The sequence below is a fragment of the Microcoleus sp. POL10_C6 genome, assembly GCF_036701585.1.
Classification (GTDB): Bacteria; Cyanobacteriota; Cyanobacteriia; order Cyanobacteriales; family Microcoleaceae; genus Microcoleus.
Genome location: NZ_JAUBRB010000008.1, coordinates 123315 through 147342, shown reverse-complemented (window position 1 = coordinate 147342; position 24028 = coordinate 123315). Strand labels below are relative to the sequence as shown.

General features: G+C 45.9%; 24 protein-coding genes. 12 read left to right on the top strand and 12 right to left on the bottom strand.

All coding sequences use genetic code 11. The features are described 5' to 3' along the window. Nucleotides 1-85 precede the first annotated feature (85 nt). Nucleotides 86-721 (bottom strand): 50S ribosomal protein L3, encoded by a 636-nt coding sequence (rplC, locus tag QUA34_RS06970; protein WP_333290964.1) that lies wholly within the window; start codon nucleotides 719-721, stop codon nucleotides 86-88. Between the two features lie 431 nt (nucleotides 722-1152). Here rplC and QUA34_RS06965 point away from each other — a divergent pair, with 431 nt between their 5' ends. The 3 genes from QUA34_RS06965 (at nucleotide 1153) to QUA34_RS06955 (ending at nucleotide 3014) form a co-directional block, all read left to right on the top strand. Continuing rightward, nucleotides 1153-1629: an NAD(P)H-quinone oxidoreductase subunit N gene (locus tag QUA34_RS06965; protein ID WP_333082093.1), complete on the top strand. Its 477-nt coding sequence runs from the start codon at nucleotides 1153-1155 to the stop codon at nucleotides 1627-1629. A gap of 119 nt (nucleotides 1630-1748) precedes the next feature. Next, complete coding sequence (locus QUA34_RS06960) at nucleotides 1749-2354, top strand: VWA domain-containing protein (RefSeq protein WP_333290962.1); 606 nt, start codon at nucleotides 1749-1751, stop codon at nucleotides 2352-2354. Between the two features lie 72 nt (nucleotides 2355-2426). Beyond that, on the top strand, nucleotides 2427-3014 hold the full coding sequence (locus QUA34_RS06955) for a salt stress protein, Slr1339 family (protein ID WP_333385183.1): 588 nt from the start codon (nucleotides 2427-2429) through the stop codon (nucleotides 3012-3014). A 244-nt stretch (nucleotides 3015-3258) separates the two neighbouring features. Here the strand turns inward: QUA34_RS06955 and QUA34_RS06950 are convergent, their stop codons facing one another. From QUA34_RS06950 to QUA34_RS06940, 3 genes are all read right to left on the bottom strand, one after another. Beyond that, nucleotides 3259-3798 (bottom strand): dCMP deaminase family protein, encoded by a 540-nt coding sequence (locus tag QUA34_RS06950; RefSeq protein WP_333385181.1) that lies wholly within the window; start codon nucleotides 3796-3798, stop codon nucleotides 3259-3261. Then, nucleotides 3795-5345, bottom strand: coding sequence for a thymidylate synthase (locus QUA34_RS06945; protein WP_333322857.1), 1551 nt, complete (start codon nucleotides 5343-5345; stop codon nucleotides 3795-3797). The genes QUA34_RS06950 and QUA34_RS06945 overlap by 4 nt, the downstream gene beginning before the upstream one ends. Before the next feature lie 76 nt (nucleotides 5346-5421). After that, entirely contained in the window at nucleotides 5422-6045 is a 624-nt protein-coding gene (locus tag QUA34_RS06940) for a Uma2 family endonuclease (RefSeq protein ID WP_333322859.1), read from the bottom strand. 145 nt (nucleotides 6046-6190) lie between these two features. Between QUA34_RS06940 and QUA34_RS06935 the strand changes: the two genes are divergently transcribed. From QUA34_RS06935 to QUA34_RS06925, 3 genes are all read left to right on the top strand, one after another. Further along, entirely contained in the window at nucleotides 6191-6760 is a 570-nt protein-coding gene (locus QUA34_RS06935) for an HD domain-containing protein (protein ID WP_333385177.1), read from the top strand. A 50-nt stretch (nucleotides 6761-6810) separates the two neighbouring features. Further along, nucleotides 6811-7944: an ABC transporter ATP-binding protein gene (locus QUA34_RS06930; RefSeq protein WP_333385174.1), complete on the top strand. Its 1134-nt coding sequence runs from the start codon at nucleotides 6811-6813 to the stop codon at nucleotides 7942-7944. A gap of 354 nt (nucleotides 7945-8298) precedes the next feature. After that, nucleotides 8299-8703 carry a hypothetical protein gene (locus tag QUA34_RS06925; RefSeq protein WP_333322865.1) on the top strand — a complete coding sequence of 135 codons (405 nt, stop codon included), beginning with the start codon at nucleotides 8299-8301 and terminating at the stop codon, nucleotides 8701-8703. 98 nt (nucleotides 8704-8801) lie between these two features. Here QUA34_RS06925 and QUA34_RS06920 read toward each other — a convergent pair whose 3' ends face one another. The 3 genes from QUA34_RS06920 to rbfA form a co-directional block, all read right to left on the bottom strand. Continuing rightward, nucleotides 8802-9035, bottom strand: coding sequence for a DUF4327 family protein (locus QUA34_RS06920; RefSeq protein ID WP_333057778.1), 234 nt, complete (start codon nucleotides 9033-9035; stop codon nucleotides 8802-8804). A gap of 365 nt (nucleotides 9036-9400) precedes the next feature. Next, nucleotides 9401-11023 carry a glycoside hydrolase family 3 N-terminal domain-containing protein gene (locus QUA34_RS06915; protein WP_333385171.1) on the bottom strand — a complete coding sequence of 541 codons (1623 nt, stop codon included), beginning with the start codon at nucleotides 11021-11023 and terminating at the stop codon, nucleotides 9401-9403. A gap of 85 nt (nucleotides 11024-11108) precedes the next feature. Then, nucleotides 11109-11543 (bottom strand): 30S ribosome-binding factor RbfA, encoded by a 435-nt coding sequence (gene rbfA / locus QUA34_RS06910; protein WP_333160269.1) that lies wholly within the window; start codon nucleotides 11541-11543, stop codon nucleotides 11109-11111. A gap of 533 nt (nucleotides 11544-12076) precedes the next feature. Here rbfA and sipA point away from each other — a divergent pair. Beyond that, nucleotides 12077-12316 carry a regulatory protein SipA gene (gene sipA, locus QUA34_RS06905; RefSeq protein ID WP_333385168.1) on the top strand — a complete coding sequence of 80 codons (240 nt, stop codon included), beginning with the start codon at nucleotides 12077-12079 and terminating at the stop codon, nucleotides 12314-12316. A 122-nt stretch (nucleotides 12317-12438) separates the two neighbouring features. Here the strand turns inward: sipA and QUA34_RS06900 are convergent, their stop codons facing one another. After that, nucleotides 12439-15804, bottom strand: a complete 3366-nt coding sequence (locus QUA34_RS06900; protein WP_333385165.1) for an EAL domain-containing protein — start codon at nucleotides 15802-15804, stop codon at nucleotides 12439-12441. 531 nt (nucleotides 15805-16335) lie between these two features. Here QUA34_RS06900 and QUA34_RS06895 point away from each other — a divergent pair. Continuing rightward, nucleotides 16336-16776, top strand: coding sequence for a pentapeptide repeat-containing protein (locus QUA34_RS06895; RefSeq protein WP_333322872.1), 441 nt, complete (start codon nucleotides 16336-16338; stop codon nucleotides 16774-16776). Between the two features lie 152 nt (nucleotides 16777-16928). Here the strand turns inward: QUA34_RS06895 and crtH are convergent, their stop codons facing one another. Next, nucleotides 16929-18473: a carotenoid isomerase gene (gene crtH / locus QUA34_RS06890; protein ID WP_333385162.1), complete on the bottom strand. Its 1545-nt coding sequence runs from the start codon at nucleotides 18471-18473 to the stop codon at nucleotides 16929-16931. Next, a complete protein-coding gene (locus QUA34_RS06885) occupies nucleotides 18404-18739 on the bottom strand; it encodes a hypothetical protein (protein ID WP_333385159.1) in 336 nt (111 codons plus the stop codon). Before QUA34_RS06885 ends, crtH begins: the two co-directional genes overlap by 70 nt. 224 nt (nucleotides 18740-18963) lie before the next feature. Here QUA34_RS06885 and upp point away from each other — a divergent pair, with 224 nt between their 5' ends. The 3 genes from upp to QUA34_RS06870 all read left to right on the top strand — a co-directional run bounded on the left by upp (nucleotide 18964) and on the right by QUA34_RS06870 (nucleotide 20662). Beyond that, entirely contained in the window at nucleotides 18964-19614 is a 651-nt protein-coding gene (upp, locus tag QUA34_RS06880; RefSeq protein WP_333323037.1) for a uracil phosphoribosyltransferase, read from the top strand. 226 nt (nucleotides 19615-19840) lie between these two features. Next, nucleotides 19841-20308, top strand: a complete 468-nt coding sequence (locus tag QUA34_RS06875; protein WP_333385156.1) for a TMEM165/GDT1 family protein — start codon at nucleotides 19841-19843, stop codon at nucleotides 20306-20308. Between the two features lie 60 nt (nucleotides 20309-20368). Further along, complete coding sequence (locus QUA34_RS06870; protein ID WP_333385153.1) at nucleotides 20369-20662, top strand: TMEM165/GDT1 family protein; 294 nt, start codon at nucleotides 20369-20371, stop codon at nucleotides 20660-20662. A gap of 442 nt (nucleotides 20663-21104) precedes the next feature. Here the strand turns inward: QUA34_RS06870 and QUA34_RS06865 are convergent, their stop codons facing one another. Next, nucleotides 21105-21611 (bottom strand): hypothetical protein, encoded by a 507-nt coding sequence (locus QUA34_RS06865; RefSeq protein ID WP_333212663.1) that lies wholly within the window; start codon nucleotides 21609-21611, stop codon nucleotides 21105-21107. Between the two features lie 320 nt (nucleotides 21612-21931). Here QUA34_RS06865 and QUA34_RS06860 point away from each other — a divergent pair, with 320 nt between their 5' ends. After that, nucleotides 21932-23194: an MFS transporter gene (locus QUA34_RS06860; RefSeq protein ID WP_333385151.1), complete on the top strand. Its 1263-nt coding sequence runs from the start codon at nucleotides 21932-21934 to the stop codon at nucleotides 23192-23194. Between the two features lie 126 nt (nucleotides 23195-23320). Here QUA34_RS06860 and hisIE read toward each other — a convergent pair whose 3' ends face one another. Next, the gene (hisIE, locus tag QUA34_RS06855) at nucleotides 23321-23971 is read right to left on the bottom strand and encodes a bifunctional phosphoribosyl-AMP cyclohydrolase/phosphoribosyl-ATP diphosphatase HisIE (protein WP_333385148.1); all 651 of its coding nucleotides are present in this window, start codon (nucleotides 23969-23971) and stop codon (nucleotides 23321-23323) included. Nucleotides 23972-24028 lie beyond the last annotated feature (57 nt).

The following is a 24028-nucleotide window of genomic DNA, read 5'->3' as shown; positions in this document are numbered from 1 at the left end:
TTCAGCTTTTAGTTCTTAGTTATTGCTTGCTACTAACGGCCAACCACTATCTACTGACTGCTGACTACTGACTACTTACTACTGACTAACGTCCTACTTTTTTCTCAGGCACAACATTGACTAAGGCGCCAGCTTTGCCGGGAACTGCTCCCTTAATTAGCAGCAAATTATGCTCTGTATCCACCCGGACAATTGTTAGTTTGCGGACGGTGACTTGAACGTTGCCCATACGTCCTGCCATTCTTTTCCCAGGATAAACGCGACCGGGAGTAGTTCCAGGTCCGATCGATCCAGGCTCGCGGTGGTTCTTGGAACCGTGAGACATTGGGCCTCGTTTAAAGTTGTGGCGCTTTTGAAAACCTGCAAAACCTTTACCGATGCTGGTACCGATGACATCTACTATTTGTCCCGGTGTAAAAGTATCTGCTTTTAGTTGTTGACCTAATTCAAAGGAACTGGTGTCTTCCAATCGGTATTCCTGCAAGTGGCGCAATGGATTCGCCCCCGACTTGGCAAGGTGTCCTAGTTCTGGCTTGTTGAGAGCCTTTGGTTTGACTTCGTTGTATCCAACTTGAACGGCACCGTAGCCGTCAGTTTGTTTTGTTTTGATTTGAGTTACTGTACAAGGCCCTGCTTGTATGACGGTGACGGGGATGGCTCTCCCTTCGGCGTCAAACACTTGAGTCATGCCTAGTTTAGTGCCAAGAATGCCTACAGACACGGATTTTCTTCCTTTTATTTACGCAAGAGGTTTCGGATTGCGAAATTTACGTCAATCCGCTTGCTCTTGTGCAGAAACATTTATTTCAATGTTCCTGCAATTAACTGTTATCAACCAACAGCCTTCCTCGGTGTTTAAAATTTGAGTTTTAAATTTGGGAGCGAGCTTGTGGAAGTCTTGCAAGGGTTGAGATTCGCGGCTTTTTACCGGCTAGATCTCCGAGTTTTGTCTCGGTCTTGCTTGTTTGTGCCAGGACTTGAGCAGCAAACCACTCAGTATCCTTTACGGCGACAATTCACAATAGTACATGAAGTGTTTGCCGTTTGTCAAGGCCGGGATGAGAATTTTTAGGCTCAACTTTAAGATTTATAATATTTCCAGCTCGCAAGCAGCGATCGACCAAATTTTGATACAGCAGGAAACACAAATTTATGGGACTGATTACGACGGGATCTGATCTGATTCGGGATTTGGAAAAGTCGGGGTCGCTGGCCCTGTACGTTCCTTTAGAGGGAGGATTTGAGGGGCGCTATCTCCGCAGGCTGAGGGCTGCGGGCTACGGTGGGTACACGATTTCGGCGCGGGGTTTGGGTGATTTGGCGATGTATTTAACGGGGGTTCACGGCGTGCGGCCGCCACATTTGGGCAAGAAAACTACTGGCAACGAAGCGGCTGTGGGTTATACATACTACGTGCCACCGATGTTGAAAACTCAATTAGACAATTTGCCACCTAAAGCAAAAGGACTGGTGCTGTGGATTATTGAAGGGCAGATTTTGTCGAGTCAGGAGATTGAGTATTTGACTGTTTTGCCGACGTTAGAACCGCGAGTTAAAATAGCAGTGGAGATGGGGGGCGATCGAGCTTTTAGCTGGAAGCCACTTAAAGATGCTTTAGTTGCAGCTTAAATTCCGGTATTTGCGATCGCAAATCAACTAAAAAAACGCAGCGAGCAACTAAAGCTCAACAGCTTCTGCTCGCTGGTTTTGATATTTTTGGGAAAAACTTAATTAACAGGAAAAATCTTATGCTTCAGAACCGCGATTATACCATCATTATTGACAAAAGTGGCAGTATGTACACAAAAGACCAAATGGGCGGTAAAACTCGGTGGGCGCTCATGCAAGAATCGACGATCGCATTAGCGAATAAATGCGAAGAACTTGATCCTGATGGCATAACAGTTTATGTGTTTTCCGGTCGCTTCAAACGCTACGACAACGTAACCTCAGCTAAAGTCGTGCAAATTTTCCAAGAAAACGAACCTTCGGGGACTACCAATTTAGCTGCTGTTCTGCAAGACGCTCTGAACAATTTTTTTCAGCGCAAAGCATCCGGTAAGACCAAGCAAAATGGGGAAACAATATTAGTGGTGACGGACGGGGAACCGGACGATCGCAAAGAAGTGATGAAAACGATTATAGAGGCTTCCCGGAAGCTCGATCGAGATGAAGAGTTGGCGATTTCTTTCATTCAAGTAGGGAATGCGCCGGAAGCTACTAAGTTTCTCAAGATATTGGATGACGAACTGCAAAGCGCCGGGGCTAAATTCGATATCGTTGATACTGTGACGATGGATGATATTGAAGGAATGACCCTGACAGAGGTATTGCTGAATGCAATAACTGATTAAGGAGGCGGGCGAAGTTTCCGTGATTATATTGGGGCCAGTTAGCCCAGCAGGATTTTTTAGGGGGTTTAAGTTATGGAATCTATCGAGCGCCTGTTAGGTGAACTTAAGGCAGAGTATCAAGCATCTCAAAAAAATGCTGAGTTGAAAAGTCAGGCATCGGTGCAAGCACAAACGCCGTCAAATCCAACAGTTAAAACATCAGATATAAATTTGTATGCTAGTCCTTTGGATCAGGATTTAGCTCAAATTAAGGCTGAGTACGAAGGGCAAAATAAATCTCAGGAAGTGGATTCACAGCAACCGCTTATAAATTTGTATGCTAGTCCTTTGGATCAGGATTTAGCTCAAATTAAGGCTGAGTACGAAGGGCAAAATCAAGCTCAGGAAGCAGCTTCACAGCAACCGCTGAAGGCTGAGAACGAAGCGCCAAATAAAGCGCAGGAAGTAGCTTCACTGGAACCGCAACCCGCAGAAAAAGTCGCGGGGCCGCAGTTAGACGTACAAACGCACAGACAGAAAGTTAGGCAAGCTCAGGTTTGGCTGAAAAAGTTGGATAAGAATTCCGATGAGGGATATTGGTTCGATCAGTTTGCTTTTAAGTATTCTTCGAGGATAGATGCCGCGATCGACTATTTGCAAGCTGTGAATGAGTTTGATTGATTGAACTAGACGGTATTCACAATTTGTCAGGACGTTTTTTGGTTGATTCCCATCTCTATTTGTTGTAAAGACACGGCAGTGCCGTGTCTTTACAAGACACAATAAATATCTTTTGTATCACGCGGGATTCTAGATACGGCACTGCCTTATACCTACAAATTGCCAGCAAAGCAAATAAATATCATGTATAGGAACACAGCACAGTTATTTCCTATGGCTGCCACAACCACGGGGAGGATTGCTCCTATACTAATTTTTTGGACACAGATGTAGGATGCAATAAAAACAAAGCTGCCTTTTTTGCTGTATCTTCAGATAGCTGAATTTGTTTTAACTCAACAATACCTTCACTGATAAAAGTATCTCTCAAAGCAGCTTTTTCTCCGCTGTTAAAACTCGTTTCGTAAAACACTTCTCTAATTCCAGCGGCAATGACTAATTTCAAACAATAGATGCAGGGTTCTAAAGTGACGTAAATACTAGCCCCAGCAGTAGATATACCGTGTTTAGCAGCTTTAGCGATCGCATTTGCTTCCGCGTGAACCGCCCTTGATGGCAAAGTTTTGCTGGCGTCGCAACTACTCAAACCAGGATAGCAGAAGCCTTGAGCAGTACAGTGTGCCGAACCTGACGGCGAACCGTTGTAACCCGTTGCTAAAACTTGCCTGTTTTTAGCTATCACCGCGCCTACAGGAAAAGCCAAACAAGTCGATCGAGTAGCGGCCAATTTTGCTAACATTAAGAAGTATTCGTCCCAAGTCGGTCTTTCTTCTTCTAGATTCATTTTCTATCCTGAATGTATTGGTTGCTGGTTTTCAGACACTCGGCCGCCTTTTGCAATTCTATTCCCAAATAACCAATATGCTCGGGTTGGATGGCAGGGGAAGCCGCACAAATTTCTCGCACTAACTTGAGAGGGTTTTTTCCAGAATAACAGGTGACAACTTCGCCGCTGCCCGGGGTGGTTTGCGTGACTACTATCTGATTGTCGGCTACTTCAACTAAAAAATTGCCCGCTGCATCGAAAAAGTCTCGATCTTCGCAGATTTTAGCATATTGGGTTTGAATTAGTCGATCGGCATTTTCAAAGGTATCGTCATACAAGTGAGCCGATTGACTCAACGTTACCAACGGGCCCATTGTCAAATTATAATCGGAACGCCTCGCAATTTCATCGCGAATGTGCTGCTGCAAAGCCCGCAAACCCATTGCATTAGCCGGCCAAGCCGCAAACATATCGTTACTGCGGAGAGTTGCAGTTAGCGATATTTCATCATCTACAACTCGCACCCAAATGTGATTTAAACAAGGACTGCCGCTGTGCTGGTGGTCTGATGAACCGTCAGGCCTTCTGTTAATATTTCCGCCGGCATCCCATAAACTAATTACAGCACTTGCCGCGTCAATTTCCTTAATTAGTTTGGCAATAACTTCTTCAATTTGATCGCGTCCAAACCACGACCGCATCCGCTGTGCGTAGGTATATTTAATGCCTTCGCTATATGGGGCATCTTCGAGCATTTGCGGTTTGTACTGTTCGAGGAAATCGCGGTCGATTGGTAAGTAATTCGGTTCTGGAAAATAGAACTCCGCAGGTTCATCTGTAATCACTGCCATCAAGTCGATTAATTCTTGCCACTGTCCGTCGTAACCAGTCGGCCGCAGGGTGCCGGTGGTCTTAATTCGGTGGATGATTTTTACCCAAGTTTCGGCTATAGTTTTGCCTTCGATTCTATGTCCGTATTTCTGACCGGGGAGTACAGTCGGGACGATTTCGACTAACGGAAAAGTTACGGTTTCTCCCCAAGGTTCAACCACTGCTTTTTCGGAAAAAGACTTGACAAGAGTCACTGTTTCTGCTATATTTTTGGCTTCTTTCCATTCTATTGAATGACGCAATAGTTCTAAGGCTTCTGCTGCTATTTCAATATCAATGTAGCCAAATATTGAAGATTTAATTAGCCAACAATCTCTACCAGTATCGCTTTTGCCGGCTTCAAAGCCGTTGCGAAAAAAGTCTAGCAAGCAAGTTGCGGCACCGGAGTTGCGGTCTTCTTTGGTAGCGTTGAGAATTACTAAAAAGCGGACGTGGGGATTGCACAGCAAGTTTCTAATTAAGAAGTTGATGCCGCGAGTAGGAGAGTATAGTTGTCCGATGACAGCAAATTCATTGGGTTGTAATTTTTTGCCGTTAGCGCAGCCCTTGGAAAGGATCGCACTTTTTACTGTCCAGCCGCTGACAATGGCTGTTTGCCCCGTTCCGCAAATTAATTGATTTGGTTTGTATAGGGGTTTGTACTCAAATTTATTGACGAGATTTTTGGCTGTCATGGCTTACCGTTTTTTGCACCGCGTACTACTATATCAATACTGCAGAATCTTTGATAATTTTGTTTGAACAAATTCCTCAAGCCAACAATTCACTCACAGCTACGCTAAAACCTGCAAGCACACTTTGAGTGTTAACAACTTCATCGGCATTAAACAACCGCCAGCGTTGCCCTGCATTGACAAATATTAATCTAGCTTCAGGAAACAGCAACCAAACTTCTAAACATCCCGATTCCAAATATTCCTGAGCTTTGGCAAATAACTCTTCGCCACTATCTTCGGGAGAAGCAACTTCCGCTATCAAGGGAAAACTTTGGGAAAAGGCTGTAAAATTGCCTGATTGTGGCAGCAGTTCAGGAGTAATGTAAGCAACATCGGGACGGCGGCCCTGTTTGCTAGTGCGGCAAAGGACTTCTGTAAGAACTTCTCCTCCCTGTCCGCTGGAATGTTTGTAATTTCTCCAGGATGTAGATAATTTAGCTTGAGCGAGACCGTGCTTGAATGTCCTTCCTGTTTTCTCAACTAAGTTGCCGTCAACCCATTCCATTCTATCAGGAGGCTTGACTAAAAACTTTTCGAGAGATATGACTTTTTTATGCTCAGATTGTGCCAGAATTTCTGCTACATTTTCTAATTTTTGCGGTAGTTCTGGCTCTGAGTTTTGGTCGCCACTGTTTGGTATAATTATAGTAGCTGTCATGCTATAAACATCTCTTTAACGATTAGAATTGTACAATCGATCGCTCTCGATCGCATCTTTATGATCTTATGGAATTTGGTAGATTTTGTCTTTTCCACTTAGCCCGACAATTTATATATCATAGCAATTGACAAAGGTGACTTTCATGATTCTCTCAAACCGTTTTTCTGAAGCCCTCACCTATGCTGCCGAATTGCACGCTACCCAAGTTCGCAAAGGTTCTGGCGTTCCCTACATTGCCCATTTGTTGGGCACTGCTAGTATAGCTTTAGAATATGGGGCAAATGAAGATGAGGCGATCGCAGCTTTGCTTCACGATGCGATCGAAGATCAAGGCGGCGCCACCACCCGCGAAGCCATCCGCCACCGCTTTGGCGATACCGTCACAGCGATTGTAGACGGCTGTACCGACAGTGACGTGACGCCGAAACCGCCTTGGCGACAGCGAAAACAAGCTTATATCGATCGCATTTCTACAGCTTCTGGCTCAGTCAGATTAGTCTCGGCTGCTGATAAACTTTATAATGCTCGATCGATCCTGAAAGATTCCCGTCAATTAGGAGATACTGTTTGGGAACGCTTCAAAGGTGGCAAAGATGGTTCTCTCTGGTATTATCGTTCTTTAGTAGAAGCATTCCGCCAAACAGAGTTAACGCCTATAGTTGAAGAATTAGACCGCACAGTTTTAGAATTGGAACAGTTTTCTGAAGGCTGAAGACTGAAGGTAAAAATCACTAATTATCAATTACCAATTACAATTAAAAAATGGCAAATGTTCGCTTAGAAAATATTACCCGACGCTACCAAAACGTCACCGCGATCGAAAACATCAGCTTCAAAATCCCGGACGGGGAATTTTGGGTATTAGTCGGGCCATCCGGCTGCGGGAAATCCACAATTATGCGGACAATTGCAGGTTTAGAAACCGCAACTTCCGGCAATCTTTACATCGGAGATAATTTAGTTAACAACATTCCTGCTAGACAGCGGGATGTAGCAATGGTGTTTCAAAATTACGCGCTTTATCCGCACATGACTGTCGCAGAAAACTTGGCATTTGGATTGCGGATGCGGAATGTTGACCCGACTAAAATTCAAGAACGAGTTGAAACAGTAGCCCGATCGCTCTCGATCGACCACCTCCTCAAGCGTAAGCCCAAACAGCTATCAGGCGGACAGCAGCAGCGGGTAGCACTCGGAAGGGCGATCGCCCGCGAACCGAAAGTATTCCTTTTAGATGAACCGCTTTCTAACCTCGATGCTCAATTGCGAGACGACACTAGAGCAGAACTTAAACAACTTCATCAACGGCTAGGAATTACCACCGTTTACGTCACCCACGACCAAGTGGAAGCGATGACTTTAGCTGATAAGATTGTAGTCTTAAATGGGGGCAAAATTCAACAAATTGGAGACCCGCAAAGCATTTACGCCAAACCAGCTAACCGCATGGTTGCCACATTTTTAGGCAATCCCGCGATGAACATTTTTCCTGCAATTTATACTAACGAATCCTTTCAAGTGGGAAATCAATATTTACCCTGTCCGCCCTCGATTCAGAAAAAATTGCAGGCGAGAGAAGGACAAGGATTTGATTTGGGCATCCGTCCAGAAAATATAGAAATCTTTACGCCACAAACAGTAGAAGATGATGATTTGAAAACCGATGTTTGGGCACTAGAAAAAGTCCCCCTCGATCTAGAGGTAAAAGTAGTGGAACCTCTGGGGCGAGAAACTTTAATTCGGGCGAGTTTGCCGTTGTTGAGTGCTGAAACTACTGTACAGTTACAAATACCTGCGAGTGTTCGCTTGCGATCGGGCGATCGACTGACGGTACAGCTTGACTTCGATCGACTATTTATATTTGACCCTTCCACCGGGGAAGCGTTGTATCCTTAACTGGATTGAACAGGACTTACGCACGGGTAATCAGCCACCGGGGTTTTTTAGTCGCAGGGCCTAAGTCCTGTTCAATCTAAAATCTAACATCTAAAATAGACTGATCCTTCCTGTGCGAAAGTCTCGATTCGTAGTTACAAAAGTTTACACTTGACATTTATTAATTTACGGAGTAATGATACGATTAGTATTGGCACAACGGTAAAAAGTCCCCCCAAAAGCTGATATTTCCTGAATCGGGGCGATCGCTACCCAGAAGGCAAGCATCTTTTCCCTAAGAAGCGGCTTGACGCCCCGACTGGGGAGCAATTAGCGAAGCAAAAACTCAGAAAAACGTTCTAGCGGCATTTTTAGATGAATCCCGACAACCTGCCTCAAATGCTGCAAACAGGATTTCACCTAACTTTAGGTGCAACTTCCTTTTTAATTGAGACATTGCAAGATCCTCTGAAGCGAGAAGAAAATCTTGACAAACTGAAGTCTGATTTGGGGTTACTCGCCGATGAGCTGCTGGAAAAAGGAGAAATGACTGAGCGAGAAGCCCGGAATTTTGTAGATACTATTTTCTCTCAACCGGGCGATCGGGAGAATGCAGACAGTGAATCTGTCTCGCCCAAGCAATCAGATGCAGCGACTGATGCTCCTCCCGAGTCGGTTGTACAGCCTAACGTAAAGCTAGAGATTCAAGAATTAACTGCACAGATGGCAGCGCTGAGGGCCGAGCTGGAAAATTTGCGCGCCGAAAATTCCCAGTATTAAAGAATCAAGAGTCTTTAACACAGCCGGAGTTGACTTGGAAAATTACTTGCAAACTTATTTGCAAACTTATTTGCAAACTTATTTAAGAGAACCAAACTTTAGTCATTGTCCCATTTTTCAGAACCGATCAGGTCGGCAATGCGATCGCGCAGCAAGAAGTCGCATTTTTCTAATTCGCACTCTACACAGGCCCATTCCCGAGGCGGAATGAATTGGCAAAGCGTGTAGATAGGCTGTTGGCGGCTCAGCACGCCCTCGTGGACAAGGTGACGCGCTTCATCTTGGATCACATCTAAAGAGTATTGGATTTGGGGAATAGTGGAGTGAATCATAATGCGCCCTCAATGTTTTACTAAAAAATTTTATGGCCCTGGTAATAATATAGTCCAAACTTACGAATATGGAAGTTAAATTTTGTCCGTATCCAGCTATACAATTCACTGCCGTAAATAAAAATAAATTATACGAATCATCAGTAAGTGATGGGATCTGTCTTAGGATATTGATAAACAGCACATTTTCCTGACTAGGAAGCGGATCTGCTGGAAAGCTCAATTCAGAACTTAGGAACCCGCATCGGATTCCCGGTTTCTGGATGCTTTGCCACCAAAGGCAACATTTCCGGCGAGAAACCGGGTTGATGAATTTAACTCCTAACACAGCAAGCAGCAAAGGAAAGATTCAGAAGTCGGGCAACTCAAGCATTACCAGTTCCGTCAATGCCGAATAGCACTTCTAGAACGAGAGATTGCGCTGCAGGCATCTGCCCAAAACAAAATACATAAGGAATACTCGGAGGCAATTGTGGCAAAAATTGCTCTAAAACGTAGGGACTGCCGTAAATTAACACAGCTTGCAGTTCTCCCGTCTTTAATAATTTCTTAAACCAATCTTGAGCTGCTTCGGTCAAACCAGCACTGCCTCGGAAGCAATTGCCGCGAATGAAAATTTGCAGCAGTGTCGGAGAAAAATGCTCTGCACCTGTATTATCAGCGATCGCCCCTGTGCGATCGTCAATCAGTTGCAATTCGTAACCAAACTGTTCAGGAAGGGCGATCGCCGGAGTGTGATTGCCCAAAAACTCGCACCCCAAAACATCATCTACAACAATCAAATTCCGCAAAAACTTGTTTTCTGGGGGTTTTGCAACCTGCAAAGGTAGATTGCCACCAAATTTCAAAGAATCTCGCAAAATATCGGCAGCAGTTGCCCTGGCATCAGGAGTTGCCAGCAAACTTAAGTCGATCGACTTGATCGATGTTGAATCTACTGCTTTTTCCTTTTCCTTTACTAACAAACCGACTTTAGCTTTAGCCGACCAAATCCGCTTGACAGATTCCTTAATTTGTGAAATTGGAATCCTCCCTTGAGTGACCGCTTCGCAGACAGCGAGAATCGCCCCTTCCGGGTCAAGCGGCATCAGCAAAACATCAGCACCAGCCTCAGCAGCCCAAACAGCAGCTTCATTAGCGCCGTACTTATTGGCGATCGCGCCCATCACCAAAGCATCCGTCACAATCAAACCTTCAAATCCCAACTCTTCTCGCAGCTTCCCAATCAAAATTTTGCGAGAAAGAGTAGCAGGAAACTCGGCATCCCAACCCGGAATCAGCAAGTGAGCACTCATCACAGCATCGACCCCAGCAGCCATCGCCTCGACAAAAGGAGGTAACTCAACCTCAGTCAATCTCGCTGGCGAATGCGGCAAAACCGGTAATTCCAAGTGAGAATCAACCGCCGTGTCTCCGTGGCCGGGAAAATGCTTAGCTGTAGTCAAAACCGGGTGTTGGCCTGCGCCGCGAATAAAAGCAGCGGCTAATTTCCCGACAATTTCCGGTGTCTCGCCAAAAGCGCGGACGTTAATCACAGGATTGTCGGGATTGTTGTTAACATCAACCACTGGTGCGAGAATCCAATTTAGACCGATCGCCCTAGCTTCGATCGCAGTGACAGCGCCCATTTGTTCAGCATATCGATCGGCTTTACCTGCATCGTGCCGCGCAATTTCAGCAATTGCCATCGGCGGCCCGAACCAAGTCGCCCCCGCGAACCGCTGGCCGACACCTTCTTCAATATCAGCAGCCAGCAGTAGCGGAAACTTAGCCCAAGACTGCAATTGGTGCGATCGAACTGCCAACTCCGCAGCACTTCCCCCGACCAAAATCACCCCGCCGACGCCCAACTTTTCCAGATAATAGCGGAGTTTGCTAGCAGTTGGTTCCCATTCGGGATAGCGAATTTGGTGGTCGAACAAGCAGCCAGAAGCGCGCACCACGAACATCTGGGCCACCAGTTCGGGTAAGGAAAGATTGTCAATCATGGGAAATTAGGAATTGTTTGTTGACTGTTGACTGTTGACTGTTGACTGTTGACTGTTGACTTTGGGCTGTTGACTACCTTCAGACCTAATCCTCGTCTGCTTCTAAATCATCATCATCATTTTCATTGCCATCGGCCAATTCTTCGTCATCAAACATACCCGGTTTGCGATCGGCAGAAAGCTGATTCAGCAGTATCAACATTTTATCGCCCCGTTCCAAAGAACGGTCTTCCAGAAAAATCACCTCCGGCGTCCGGCGCAGTTGCAATCGTTGGCCCAACTGGTTGCGGACGTAGCTAGTAGCAGATTTCAAACCTTCCATAGTTTCAGCCTTCGCCTCATCAGTACCGTAGATGCTGACAAAAATTTTTGTATGCTGAAGGTCTCCAGAAACAATTACGTCGGTAACGCTAACCATACCGGCACCTACCCGATCGTCCTTAATGCCGTTCAGCAACATCAGGCTGACTTCCCGCTTAATCATTGAAGCTACGCGCTCAATGCGACGACTTGTAGCCATAACAACTATCCCCTACTTTTAGATCGGCCGTTTTCATCCCAATAGACAATTGTAGCGCGATCGGTCAGGCGTGTTACGGGCGATCGTCCGAGTTAGGGGTGAGATACAGCTTAGAGGAAAAAAATGTTTAATTGCCATAGGCGAATATATAGCTAATATAGAGATGTAGAGTGAGAGACAGCTTAGAGGAAAAAAATGTTTGATTGGATTGTCAAAACCGTAGCCGATGCTTCAGGGATAACTAACCAGCTAAGGATAGCTGAATGGGCCAGATTGAACAGGACTAACCCTTTCGATATGGGAGCCAAAAACTACCAACGATGTATTCATGACTTAGGGTTAGGGGGAAAATATCATGAACTTGAATATAACGAAGATGGAAGCCTAAAATATCAATAATTTAGCCGTAATTCCCTTGACAATGATCCATGATTCCCCATTTTATTATCCATCCCTAATCAATCAATCAATTAAACAGAAACATTTCTTGTCAAAATTCCTTTATCGCTGTGTTTTTTTAGGAAATAAAACTCATGGAAAAAGAATTTACAATCGGTCAAAAAGTCAGAGTTGTGGCGATGCCGCCTTACGTCAAAACTGCCGAACCGATGCCGATGCTGCGGCCTGCGAATTTAATTGCCATCGGCGCTGAAGGCGTTGTGATCGATCGGCGTCCCGGCAATTATTGGGGAATTCGCTTTGAAAAAGGTGCTTTTCTGTTAGACAGTCAGTACATTGAAGTAGCGGAAACAATTGTAGAAGGTAATGGGTAATGGAAAAAGGGGGAATGGGGAATTGAGATCACCACTTAACATCTCCCTTTTCCTTGTTCCCTCAACATCTCTCCCTTAAATCGGTTAAATCCTCTTGCTTGATCGTTGCCGAACTTCCTTATTCAACAAGCCAGCTTAGCCTCAAAAGCCAAAGAATTAACAGGAAACTCCCCCAAAACTTCCTCGAAAATAGGAGATGTGAAGTTACAAGGTTGAGGCTTGCCCAAATGATAACCTTGAGCGTAATCTACCCCAAGTTCATTGAGTTTATCCATAATTGTTTGATTTTCAACATACTCGGCAATAGTTTTAATTCCCATGACGTGAGCGATTTTGGTAATAGCTTCCACCATTGCGACATCAATAGGATTGTCTACAATATGCTTAATAAAATTGCCGTCTATTTTGAGATAATCAACCGGCAAGCTTTTTAGGTAAGCAAAGGAAGACATCCCGCTGCCGAAGTCGTCCAAGGCAAACTGGCAGCCTAGTTCTTTGAGTTGCCAAATCAAGCTGGCTGCCTTGCTGAGATTACCGATCGCCACGGTTTCGGTAATTTCAAAACAAATTATTTGTGGCGGTATTTGATGGATGGAAAACTGTTCCTGAATAAACTCGATAAACTTTTCTTCGTTGAGGCTGTCCCCAGAAAGGTTGATGGAATAAAGGCTGGGATATTTGCCAAAGGAGGATTGCGGATTAGACAAAAGAGAGCAAGCAGGGAAAGTAACTATTTTATCGCTGTCTACCTCAGGGTTTTGGACTAATAAATTTGCCGTGAAAATTTTAGATAAATTGCTAAATAAAGTACGAATTACCCAGCGGTCGATCGCGTGCATCAAGTTGTAGCGTTCTGCAGCCGGAATAAACGCCATCGGCGACACCAACTCACCAGTTTCCAACTGGAGGCGCAGGAGGATTTCGCAGTGGGTTCCGGTGGTTGGAGAGTTAAGCAAAGGTACGATCGGCTGAGAGTACAAGCAAAAGCGATTCTCTTCTAAAGCTTGATTAATTTGCACCACCCACTGCGTTTCGCCGTGCTGTTTAATTAATTCTTGATCGCCGGCTTGATAAATCTGCACCCGGTTGCGGCCTTTATTTTTAGCAGCGTAACAGGCAATATCGGCCGCGCTCAAAATCGCCGATGTGGATGCTGTTTTGGGATTGATTGCTACCAAACCGATACTGACGCCGATCGAAAAAGTTTTGTCCTGCCACGCAAAGCGGAATGCCTGAATGCTTCGCAGCAGCGTTTCAGCCACGTTCAATCCTCGTTCGACGGGACAGTGGTACAGGAGTACGGCAAATTCATCGCCACCCAGACGTGCCAAAATATCGGTTTTGCGGATACTGCTTTTAAATAGCTGGCTGACTTGGCGCAGTAGTTCGTCCCCAGCAGCATGACCGCAGGTGTCGTTAACTATTTTGAAGCGATCGAGATCCAGGTAAAGCATCACGTGTTCTTGCCCGTAACCTTGAGCGCCGTGTAGGGCGTGCTCTAGCTGGTACTCAAATTCTCGGCGGTTGACTAATTGCGTTAGGGGGTCATGAGTTGCCTGCCAGGTGAGTTGCCGCGCTTGAGTTCGCACTTGGGTGACATCTCGGAACACAACGACGGCGCCGACAATTTCGCCGCTGCTAGCATGGATGGGGGCGACGCAGTGGTCGATCGCAAATTCGGTGTTGTTGTGGGCAATCAGCAAATTGTTGCGTCCTTGGTCAACAATCCGACCTTCGGACAAAGCGATTTCGGCGATATTTTCGATCGGCAGCCTGGTAGTTTCGTCAACTATTCTCAGCACGCTGGCGAGGGGCAAACCTTTAGCTTCCAATGTAGACCAACCCGTGAGTGTTTCGGCAACTGGATTCAGGGTGGAAATGCAGCCGTCGGCGTCAGTAGTAATGACGGCATCGCCGATCGATTGTAGTGTTACCTGAGCGAGTTCTTTTTCTTCAAAAAATGCTTGTTCCATGCGCTTGCGATCGGTAATATCTCGCTGCACCGACACCCAGTTGGTAACGTTCCCGGAGGTATCGGCAATGGGTACACTGTTGAGTTCCACCCAATAAGTTGAACCGTCTTTGCGGTAGTTAATCAATTCCAGGCGTAGGGGTTCTCGGCGAGAGAAAGCACGGCGAATTTTAGCGACTTGGGTGGGGTCGCTTTCTGGGCCGCGCAAGCAACTGGGGGTTTGTCCGATGATTTCTTCGGGTAGGTAGCCCGTCATTTGGGTAAAAGCTTCGTTGGCATAGATGATGGTGGGGTCGGAGATATCGCTGTCTCCGGCATCCATAATCACGATTGCGTCGTTAGCGTTCACTACAGCAGATTCTAAAAGGTGGAGTCTGGCCTCGGCCCTAACGCGGATAGCAATTTCGCTTTCTAGTCTGGCGTTAGTCAAGCTGAGGGATGCGATCGCTTGTTGCAATTCCCTAGTTCTTTCTGTCACTGAATCGTGCAGAACATCGATCGCCCCGGACATTTCCATCGGGTCAAGTACGCGCAGTATGTTGGTTTGAGTAACTATTCCCAGGAGTTCTCCATGTTCCCCCGTTACTACCAACCTACGGACTAAACGCTGGTGCATTTCCTGATGAGCTACCCACAGCGAGTCTTCTTGCTTGAGGCTAAATAAGGGGGTACTCATCACAGTTTGGGCGATCGTTTGCGACAAATCTATATCTAAAGCTTGAAATTCGACAATATCCCGTTCTGTGACTATACCTACTGGAATTGGGAACGGTAAATCCCTCGATAATTCTGTTGATTCCGTAATTACTACGCAGCTAACGCGGTGCTGCGCCATCAACTCGGCTAAACTCCTAACTGACGCGGAGCGAGGCGCTTGAATGACTTGTGCGGTCATTACTTCTTTCACGCGCCGCATTTTTAAGATATTTGCCGGTTTAAGCATGGCTTGGCGAATGCTTTCCGGCGTAATTACTCCTAATAGTTGACCTTCACTATCCAATATTGGCAAATGCTTAATTCTTCGTTGCCCCAGCAGAATTAGGGCGCTGAAAATGTCTTGAGTCTCGGATTTTGTCAGAGTTGCTGTCGGCTGCCTCATCACTTGTGCGATGGTGACACCTTTTAAGTTTTTGCCCGAGGCAATCAAATCGACAAGATCCCTTTCTGTGAAGATTCCTTGCAATTGAGAAGGTGGATCAGAGTGCGAGGATAATTTTAAGAGTGATTTTTCCACGACAAAGACGCAGATACCTGTCGCGTCTCTGAATGCACTTGAGGTGGGCGGATTTACGATTTCTGTTAGTGGCTGATAGATATCGGTTGGTGGAATGACTGCGTTTAGAGAGCAACTTGGGCGCCGTTGGCCCATCAGGGTAATTACTTCTGCTAGTGGGGTATCGGGCGCCACTGTCAAGGGGTAGCGGTCTATTACTTGAGCTAAGGTTGGCAGATACTTGGATGAATCGTTTTTGAGCATATTTAATTGAGTTTTGCGATCGCGTGGACTCTGCGACATTCCAAAAAAGTGCTGATTTCCAAGCACTAGGTGGATTTTTACGGCGCTGGTGAGACCTAATTAAAATTTATTGTTAAAAATGCAGCAGAGCTCGGGCTGGGGATCGGGCCAGTGACTGCTTTTCTTCTACCTATAAAGTTAGAAGCTTATCTTTATTTTAAGTTAAATTTTCTATCCCGTGACACATTTATTAAAAATAATGTATTTGTTGTGAACTTTTTGCGATAAGATTATCGGCTAAAATCATCCATAGCATTGCGAATCATCTCCCTCTTCAGAAAGACGCATCTGTTTGCTGTATTAGCTAACCTAGAAAAGGTTACTACAAAAAGGCACTGTATTAAGTTCGGCAGTGTTAAGTTTTGCGAAATTATGTTTTGCGAGCTTGTCGAGACCATGTATGCGTTGTTGAGGGCAATCGATATCACAGCCAATGTGTGAATTAGATCGCAACTTGCGAAAACAACCGTGGTAAGATTGTAGATATCAAGACAAGAACTTGAATACAGAGTCTGGTGAGGAAAAGAGATTATGAAACGCAATCTATTAGCCGCTACTTTTTTAATTACTCCCCTACTGTTGGCAGGCCCGGCTCGCGCTGAAAATCCCGTTCACGTCGAACAGTTATTGTCAACCGGGCAATGTTTTAAGTGCGACTTGTCTGGAGCAGATTTAAAGGGAGCTCATTTAATTGGTGCTGATTTGAGAGAAGCAAATTTGCAAGGAGCAAACCTATCTCAGGCCAACCTCGAAGGTGCTGACTTGACGGGTGCTAACTTGACGGGTGCTAACTTAACCGCAGTTTTCCTGACTAATGCCAGTTTAAATGACGCAGACCTCGATCGGGCAGATCTGACCGCGGCCATCATTAACACCGCTGACGTATCCGGCGCATCAATGGAAGATATGACCATCACAGATGCGAAAATCTACAATACCCAAATCGGCGTCGGCGGCAGCTACGACCAGTAAACTCCTTAAAAGAATGGAAAACACTAATTTTGAGGTTAAAAACCCGGTTTCTCTGCAGAAACCGGGTTTTTAGTTTTTGTGTAGGGAGCCCCGGAGCCTCACATTTTCTCTCGTCTTTCAACCTAACAATCTGACGCACCCTACTACTACCACTAAAAACCCAAATCAACCGCTATTCGGTGCGCGCAAGCAAACCCAGAAAACGCCACCGCATTTAAACCCTGTCCGGGAAACGTACTGTCACCCACACAATACAAACCAGGCATAGAAGTTCGATTAAACGGCATTCCCAGCAAACCCATTAGCTTCTGTCGCGGAATCGGCCCGTAAGTTCCATCTTCGCGCCCCAAAAAGCGGCGGTGAGAACGCGCTGTCCCAACTTCCATATAATCCAAACCGGCGTCTAAACCGGGAAAAATCTTTTCTAATCTTTCAATAATTCTCCCTGCCGCCTCTTCTTTTTTATCCTCATATTCCTGCTGCGAAAGTCCTTCCCACTCTTCCATCCAACTCGAAGTAAAAGCGTGAACGATGTGATATCCTGCAGGAGCTAAATCCGGGTCGAGTACGGTCGGAATTGACACCAAAACTGTTCCCTCCGGCGCTTCCATTTTGTCCCACTCTTCTAACAAAATGTGGTGGCAGGCGCTACCAGCAGGGATTACGCTTGCTTCCACTCCCAAATGCAAACTCAAGAAACTGGGGGCTTTTTGATAGCGCTGCTGCCATTTCTTCTCGCTAGCGGGCATCTCTTCGGCCGGCAGCAATTTCTCAAAAGTATCCCAGCGCGTGGCGTTAGAAACTATGCGCTTTGCCCGGTAAACTTCGCCGGTTGCTAGCTCGACTCCGACAGCGCGGCCGTTTTCTGTGATAATTTTTTTCGCCTTAGCTTTGTATTGAATTTTCCCGCCGCATTTTTCTAATCCTTCTACTAATTTTTGGGCGATTTGACCGACTCCGCCTTTGGGATAATTTATGCCACCGTAATGTCTGTCGGAAAATACCATTCCGGCATTAATCATCGGCGTCAAGTCGGCAGGTACTACAGACCAGTAGTAGCATTCCATGTCGATAAATTTCAGCAAAGTAGGGTCTTTTATGTAGCGCCGCGCAATGTCGCCAGTATTTTGAGGCAGATATTTTACTAATCCCAAACAGGCTAAAGGATTCTGAAAAAAGACTCGAACGAGATATCCAGGTTCTTCTAGAGATAGCAATTCCATGCCGTTGAGGCAGTTGAAGACGCTCCAACATTCGCCGTAAAATTTGTGGATTCCTTCGCGTTCGTGAGGGAACCTGTCAGTTAATTCTTGCAAGTATTTGTCATAAGCTTGGGGAACTTCAAGTTCCAAGCCGCTGGGTAAGTGATAGTGAAGCTGTACGGGGTCGGGAATGGTTTCTAAGGTGACGTTGACTGCTTTCAGGGCGCGGGTGAGGAGGTTGGTGGTGCCACGCTGTCCGAAACCAAAAATCATGGAGGCGCCGACATCGAATCTGTAGCCTTCTCGATCGAAATATCCAGCGCTACCCCCCGGAATTGTATAGCTTTCGAGCACTAAAACTTTGGCTTTCTTAGCGGCTAGCTGGGTGGCTGTCACCAGTCCACCAATGCCGGAACCGATGACAATTACATCAAACTCTTGCTGTGTAGGGCGGGAGTTGGGAGAAAATAACTGGGATTGGGTAGGAGCTGACATTCGGTTAAAAATCTTAATATTTCTATGATTTTACAGTCGATCGCTCCCGAAGCAAGAAGTTCGGCAAGAGATTTGTAGCGGATGTAGCGGATGTAACGGATGTCAGGAAGACCGAAGTTCGGCAATGCCCAATGCCCAATATCCAATGCCCAATGCCCGACGCCCGATTCCCGATGCCCCTGCTTCCCAAAAAAATGCGGGAACAGTCTACCATTGCCGACTGCCCCCGTCTGCCGATCCTTTGAGAGGAGAACACTAAAAATCACTATAGCCTTGTTGCTAATTAATGTCAATACTATTGGAAAAATATTTCAATAAGCTGATGGAGGTTGATCGGCGAATAGGTTCTAACTCAATCTCTAGCTTGTATGCGCCCTCAAGGATGTGATAAGTTGCACAGAGCGATCGATCGCCCGTGGGGGAAGCCCTCGAAGAAGATCGATCGCACCGCATAAAATCCCTCAAACCTAGCAATCTCCCCAATTTCCTAATGTCCCTGCAACTGCGCGTTTACGTTCCTCCACATCCATTAATTAAACACTGGCTGGCTGTTGCCCGCGACGCCGCCACCCCCTCGGTACTTTTTCGTTCTGCGATGACAGAATTAGGAAGGTGGCTGGCTTACGAGGCGATTCGAGAATGGCTGCCGACAGTGGAAACAACAGTGCAAACGCCTTTGGCAGAATGTCCGGCAACTTTTATCAACCCAGAAGCTCCGTTAGTTGTGGTACCGATTTTGCGGGCGGGTTTGTCACTGCTCGAAGGAATTCAGACGGTTGTACCGCTGGCTTCGGTTTACCACCTCGGCATGGCAAGAAATGAGGAGACGCTGGAACCGACTTGTTATTTGAACAAATTGCCGGCGCAGTTTAACCCGGAAACGCGGGTGATAATTAGCGAGCCGATGCTGGCGACTGGCGGGACGATTATAGCGACTATGCAGGAATTGACTGCACGGGGAATTGACCCAAACTTGATTCGGATTATCTCTGTGGTGGCTGCTCCTCCGGCTTTGAAGAGGCTGAGTGCAGAGTACCCGAGTTTGATTATTTATACGGCAACGATCGACGAAATAGTCAACGAACAGGGCTTTATTGTACCTGGTTTGGGAGATGCGGGCGATCGAACTTACGGCACATGAAGCGAGTCAGTCAGTCAATTTGAGATTTTAGATTTGAGATTTGAGATTGACTCGACAGAGCAATCTGGGGGCTTGTATGCCTTTGTGGGTGCGGTGAGTGGTTCTAGGAATCAGTTGCTGAAATATCGGGGGAAAAAGATGACCCTGGTTTGGTAAAAGCAGGCACCGAGAGAGTTAGAATCAAAAGTACAAGTCAAAAATAAATAGCTTTTAGCACTCATTGCCCGTGAAACTTGATTCTGTTCCGCCAAGCTTGTCTGCTTCTGACTCAGTAAACCTCAATTATGATTTGCCACAACAGGTACAACTACAAATAAAAGAGGTTACTGAGATTTGTGCTGCTTTAACCCCGGAGCCCGCTGAAGTCTCAGTGACTGTAAATCCCGATATTTGTCAGGAACAAAAGAAACTGAAGCCCAAGCACTGGGCAATTTTTGCTTCAACTTTTGCAACTATTTTTCTAGCTGAAATAGGAGACAAAACTCAGCTCGCGATTTTGCTGATGACGGCTGAATCTCGAAATCCTTGGATCGTGTTTGCGGGTGCGGGTTCGGCTTTGATAGCAACCAGTTTGCTGGGGGTTTTGCTGGGAAGGTGGCTGGCTAGTCGGATTGCTCCGAGAACTTTGGAGAGAGCAGCCGGAGTGATTTTACTGGCAATTTCGGCGGTTTTGCTGTGGGAAGTGCTGGGTTAATTGTCTGCCTTGTCGGTAAGTCCTAGATTTCTACAATAGCTAACTAAGAACTAAAAAAACATGGACTGGCAACTTTTGGGAATCAGTTTTATTACAGTGTTTTTGTCAGAATTGGGAGACAAAAGTCAATTAGCTGCGATCGCCCTGGGTAGTAGTTGTAACTCGCCGCGGGCTGTATTTTTCGGTACGGCGTCGGCGCTGCTGCTGGCGAGTTTAATCGGTGTGGGCATTGGCTTCAGCACGGCTGAGGTGTTGCCGGAACGACTGGTAAAGGGGATCGCAGCGATCGGATTTGCGGTAATGGGCTTGCGCTTGCTCTGGCCAAAAGCAGATTTACCGGAAGCATCCGAGTAGGGCGTGGCGTCGGTCGATTTTAGATTTTAGATTTTAGATTTACTCTACAGATGAATCTGGGAGTTTGAACAAGAGTCTAAAATTTTGCTCTCTCCACAACAGGAGTCGTTCGCAAGTATCCGTTTTTGGGCGGGTCAGGAAACTTGACAGTATAGTTATCTCAAATCTGTTAGCCTCGGAGTTTATTCATATCTCTCTTCTCGACAAGCGCGTGAATCAGCGTCAATCCATTGTCATCTGCGGCCCAAGAAATTCTCTTTTTTTAACCGCAGATACAGGCAGATAAACACAGATTAACGCCGATGAATACAGAAGGGCTGCAATTCATTCAAGCCTCGTTTTCGATAGCTAAAATTTTAAAAATTAGCGGGGGGCGTGACTTCACGCCCCCCGCTGCTGGTTGAGTTTTTTTTCTGCACTCAACCTCTGAGTATTGTGTCGATTAAACTTGGTTTTGGTAGCACCAGCCTAGCAGCGTACCGGCGACGGCTAACTTCAGCGCTTCCAATGCAAAATAGCCTTGGTGCAGTAGATTCATCCCGGCGGGGACTTCTGCTGCGGAATCGAACAGATTTAGCTGCATTCCCAAGGCGCTCATTTGGGGTGTCAGGGCGTAGGTGTCAATCAGGGCGATCGTCAGAAGTACCAATGATAATAAGATTGCTGTGCGGCTGCGCTTGCCGAAGTCACCAACTAAATTGCTCAAAACCATCAAACCCGTTGCCACCAGGCCCGCACAGATTAACTCAACGCGGTTGAATCCCCAGAACATTAAATTCCCGGCAGTTGCAAACTCGGCAGATGTCGTCATGCCAGATACGTAGAGACTGGGCATAATTACTAGATCCAAAATCAGGCTAACGCTGAGCCAGAAAATTAGGGCAACCATGACAATTGCTTGCCAGCGCGGTTTGATTGATTCCACTCTTGATGTTGTAATAGCTGTCATATAATTAGACCCTCTAAAATTTTCTTCTGCCTTTTCTAGAGTTTAACTAACTTTTTTCTCAAATCGTGTTAAGTATTTTTAAATTAATGGTAACTTTTCTGTAACAGACGCTGAAGAATTGTTAAGCTCACGTATGTTTGTCCTCACCTCGGTTAATTAATACTAATTCCGAAAAAGTACGGAATAAATTAATAATTACTCATAGGACTTATGCACTGCGACCAAAGACATCTGGTTTTGATCCTGATTAAACACCGTAACGTATTTTTTATAAAAAACCAGGTTTCAGCGTCCAGAAATAACTCCTAATTTAAGTGTATATGCCTAAATTTCAATTATCCTCTTGGTTGCCCCGTCTCCCCCCTCAAGTCTGGATTCTTGCCGCCGGCAGATTCCTCTCCCAAAGCGGCACCGGTTTTACTTTATTTTACGCGCCGATATTTTTTGTCGATCGCGTGGGTTTATCTGCTACTGCTGTTGGGATTGGTTTGGGTAGCGGTTCAGTTTCGGGAATTTTGGGCAGAATTTTGGGCGGTTCTTTTTGCGATTCTAAATTTTGGGGAAGGCGCCGAACTTTACTGCTGGCGACAGTTATTTCGGCGGCGGCTTCTTTTGTACTGGCGGCGACTAATGATTTCGCTGGCTTAATTGTGGGCAATTTACTGATGGGTTTTGGTGTGGGTTTGTATTGGCCTCCAACGGAGACGATGGTGGCGGATTTAACTGAGGGCGAACAGCGACAGGAGGCTTTTGCTTTGACGCGGCTTGCTGATAATTTGGGTTTGCAAGTTGGGATTATTTTGGGCGGTTTGTTGATTGCTGTAACGGGGAATTATCGCTCGCTCTTTATTATTGATGGTATCTCGTTTTTACTGCTGTTTGCGGTGGTGGCGATCGCGATCGCCGAAACCTACAAACCAGTTAATTCAGCGGATAGAGGCAAAAAAAATCGGGCAAATGGCTGGATGGTGGCGCTGAGCGATCGAAGTCTTGTAGTTTATGCTTTAGTAAATACCCTGTTCACATTATATATTTCCCAAATCCCAACCACAATGCCACTGTACTTTAGCAAGTTTGTCGCGGTGGGGACATCGGGAAAAGGCTTTTCTACAGGTACAATTACGGTTTTGTTTGCTTTTAGCACGTTTTTAACTGTGGCTTTGCAACTGCCGGTTGTTAAAGCTTTGAGGCGGTTTTCTTGTCCAAAAGCTTTGATGATTTCTGCGCTGCTATGGGGAATGGGATTTATTGCGATCGGCTTGACGGGAATGGCTGCAACTGGCAATCTATTTTTAGCTGTTTTAGGCTTGAGCTTTTTGTCGATGGCGACTGTTGCTTATACGCCTTTTGCTTCTGCTTTGGTGGTGGATTTAGCGCCGGAGTCTTTGCGGGGCGTGTATTTGGCGGTTAGTTCTCAGTGTTGGGCGATCGGCTATTTAATCGGGCCGCCGCTGGGCGGTTTGGCTTTGGATAGAGGTAAATGGGCGGCAGATAATTTTTGGTTGGGTTTGGCTTTGAGTGTGGGCGTGGCTATTTTTATTTTGCAAAAGCTCGATCGAATGTTGAAAAATAGCAGTCATTAGTTATTAGTCATTAGTCATTAGTCATTAGTCAGCAGTCATTAGTCATTAGTCATTTGTTGCTGCTACCAATGCCCAATACCCAATGCCCAATGCCCAATGCCCAATGCCCAATGCCCAATAACTAATTTATTTTCGTCGATCGCCCAATTTGCGGTAAACTGCTCTCAAATCAACTTGATGGTGAGCCAAAGCAACCAAAGCGTGATAAAATAAATCCGCAACTTCCCCAGCAATCCCCTCTTTGTCGTCATCTTTGCAAGCCATCACAACTTCCGCCGACTCTTCGCCAATTTTCTTGAGAATCTTGTTGTCGCCGCCCTCGAACAATTTGCAAGTATAAGAACTTTCGTTAGGATGATCGCGGCGATCGCAAATTACCGCAAATAATTGAGATAACATATCCCCTGGCGGCGGTGAAATTTCCCCATCAACTTGGTGAAAACAACTTCTTTCTCCGGTGTGACAAGCAATATCTCCGATTTGTTCGACTGTCACCAGCAAAGCATCACTATCGCAGTCGTAACGCAGCCCTTTTACATTTTGAATGTGTCCCGAAGTCGCGCCTTTTGGCCACAATTCAGCGCGTGAGCGACTCCAGAACCAAGTTTGCCCGGTAGAGAGCGTTTTTTGCAGGGACTCCCGATTCATCCAGGCCATCATTAACACCGTACCGTCCAAATAATCTTGGACGATCGCAGGCACTAAACCGCGATCGTCGTAACGAATTTTTTCAATTGGGATCGATCGGCTCAAACTTGATAAATCAGTAGTAGACATAATTTTATTTCAACTTGGTAAGATAGATTAACGCTTTCCTGTCGGAGATTTTTTTTA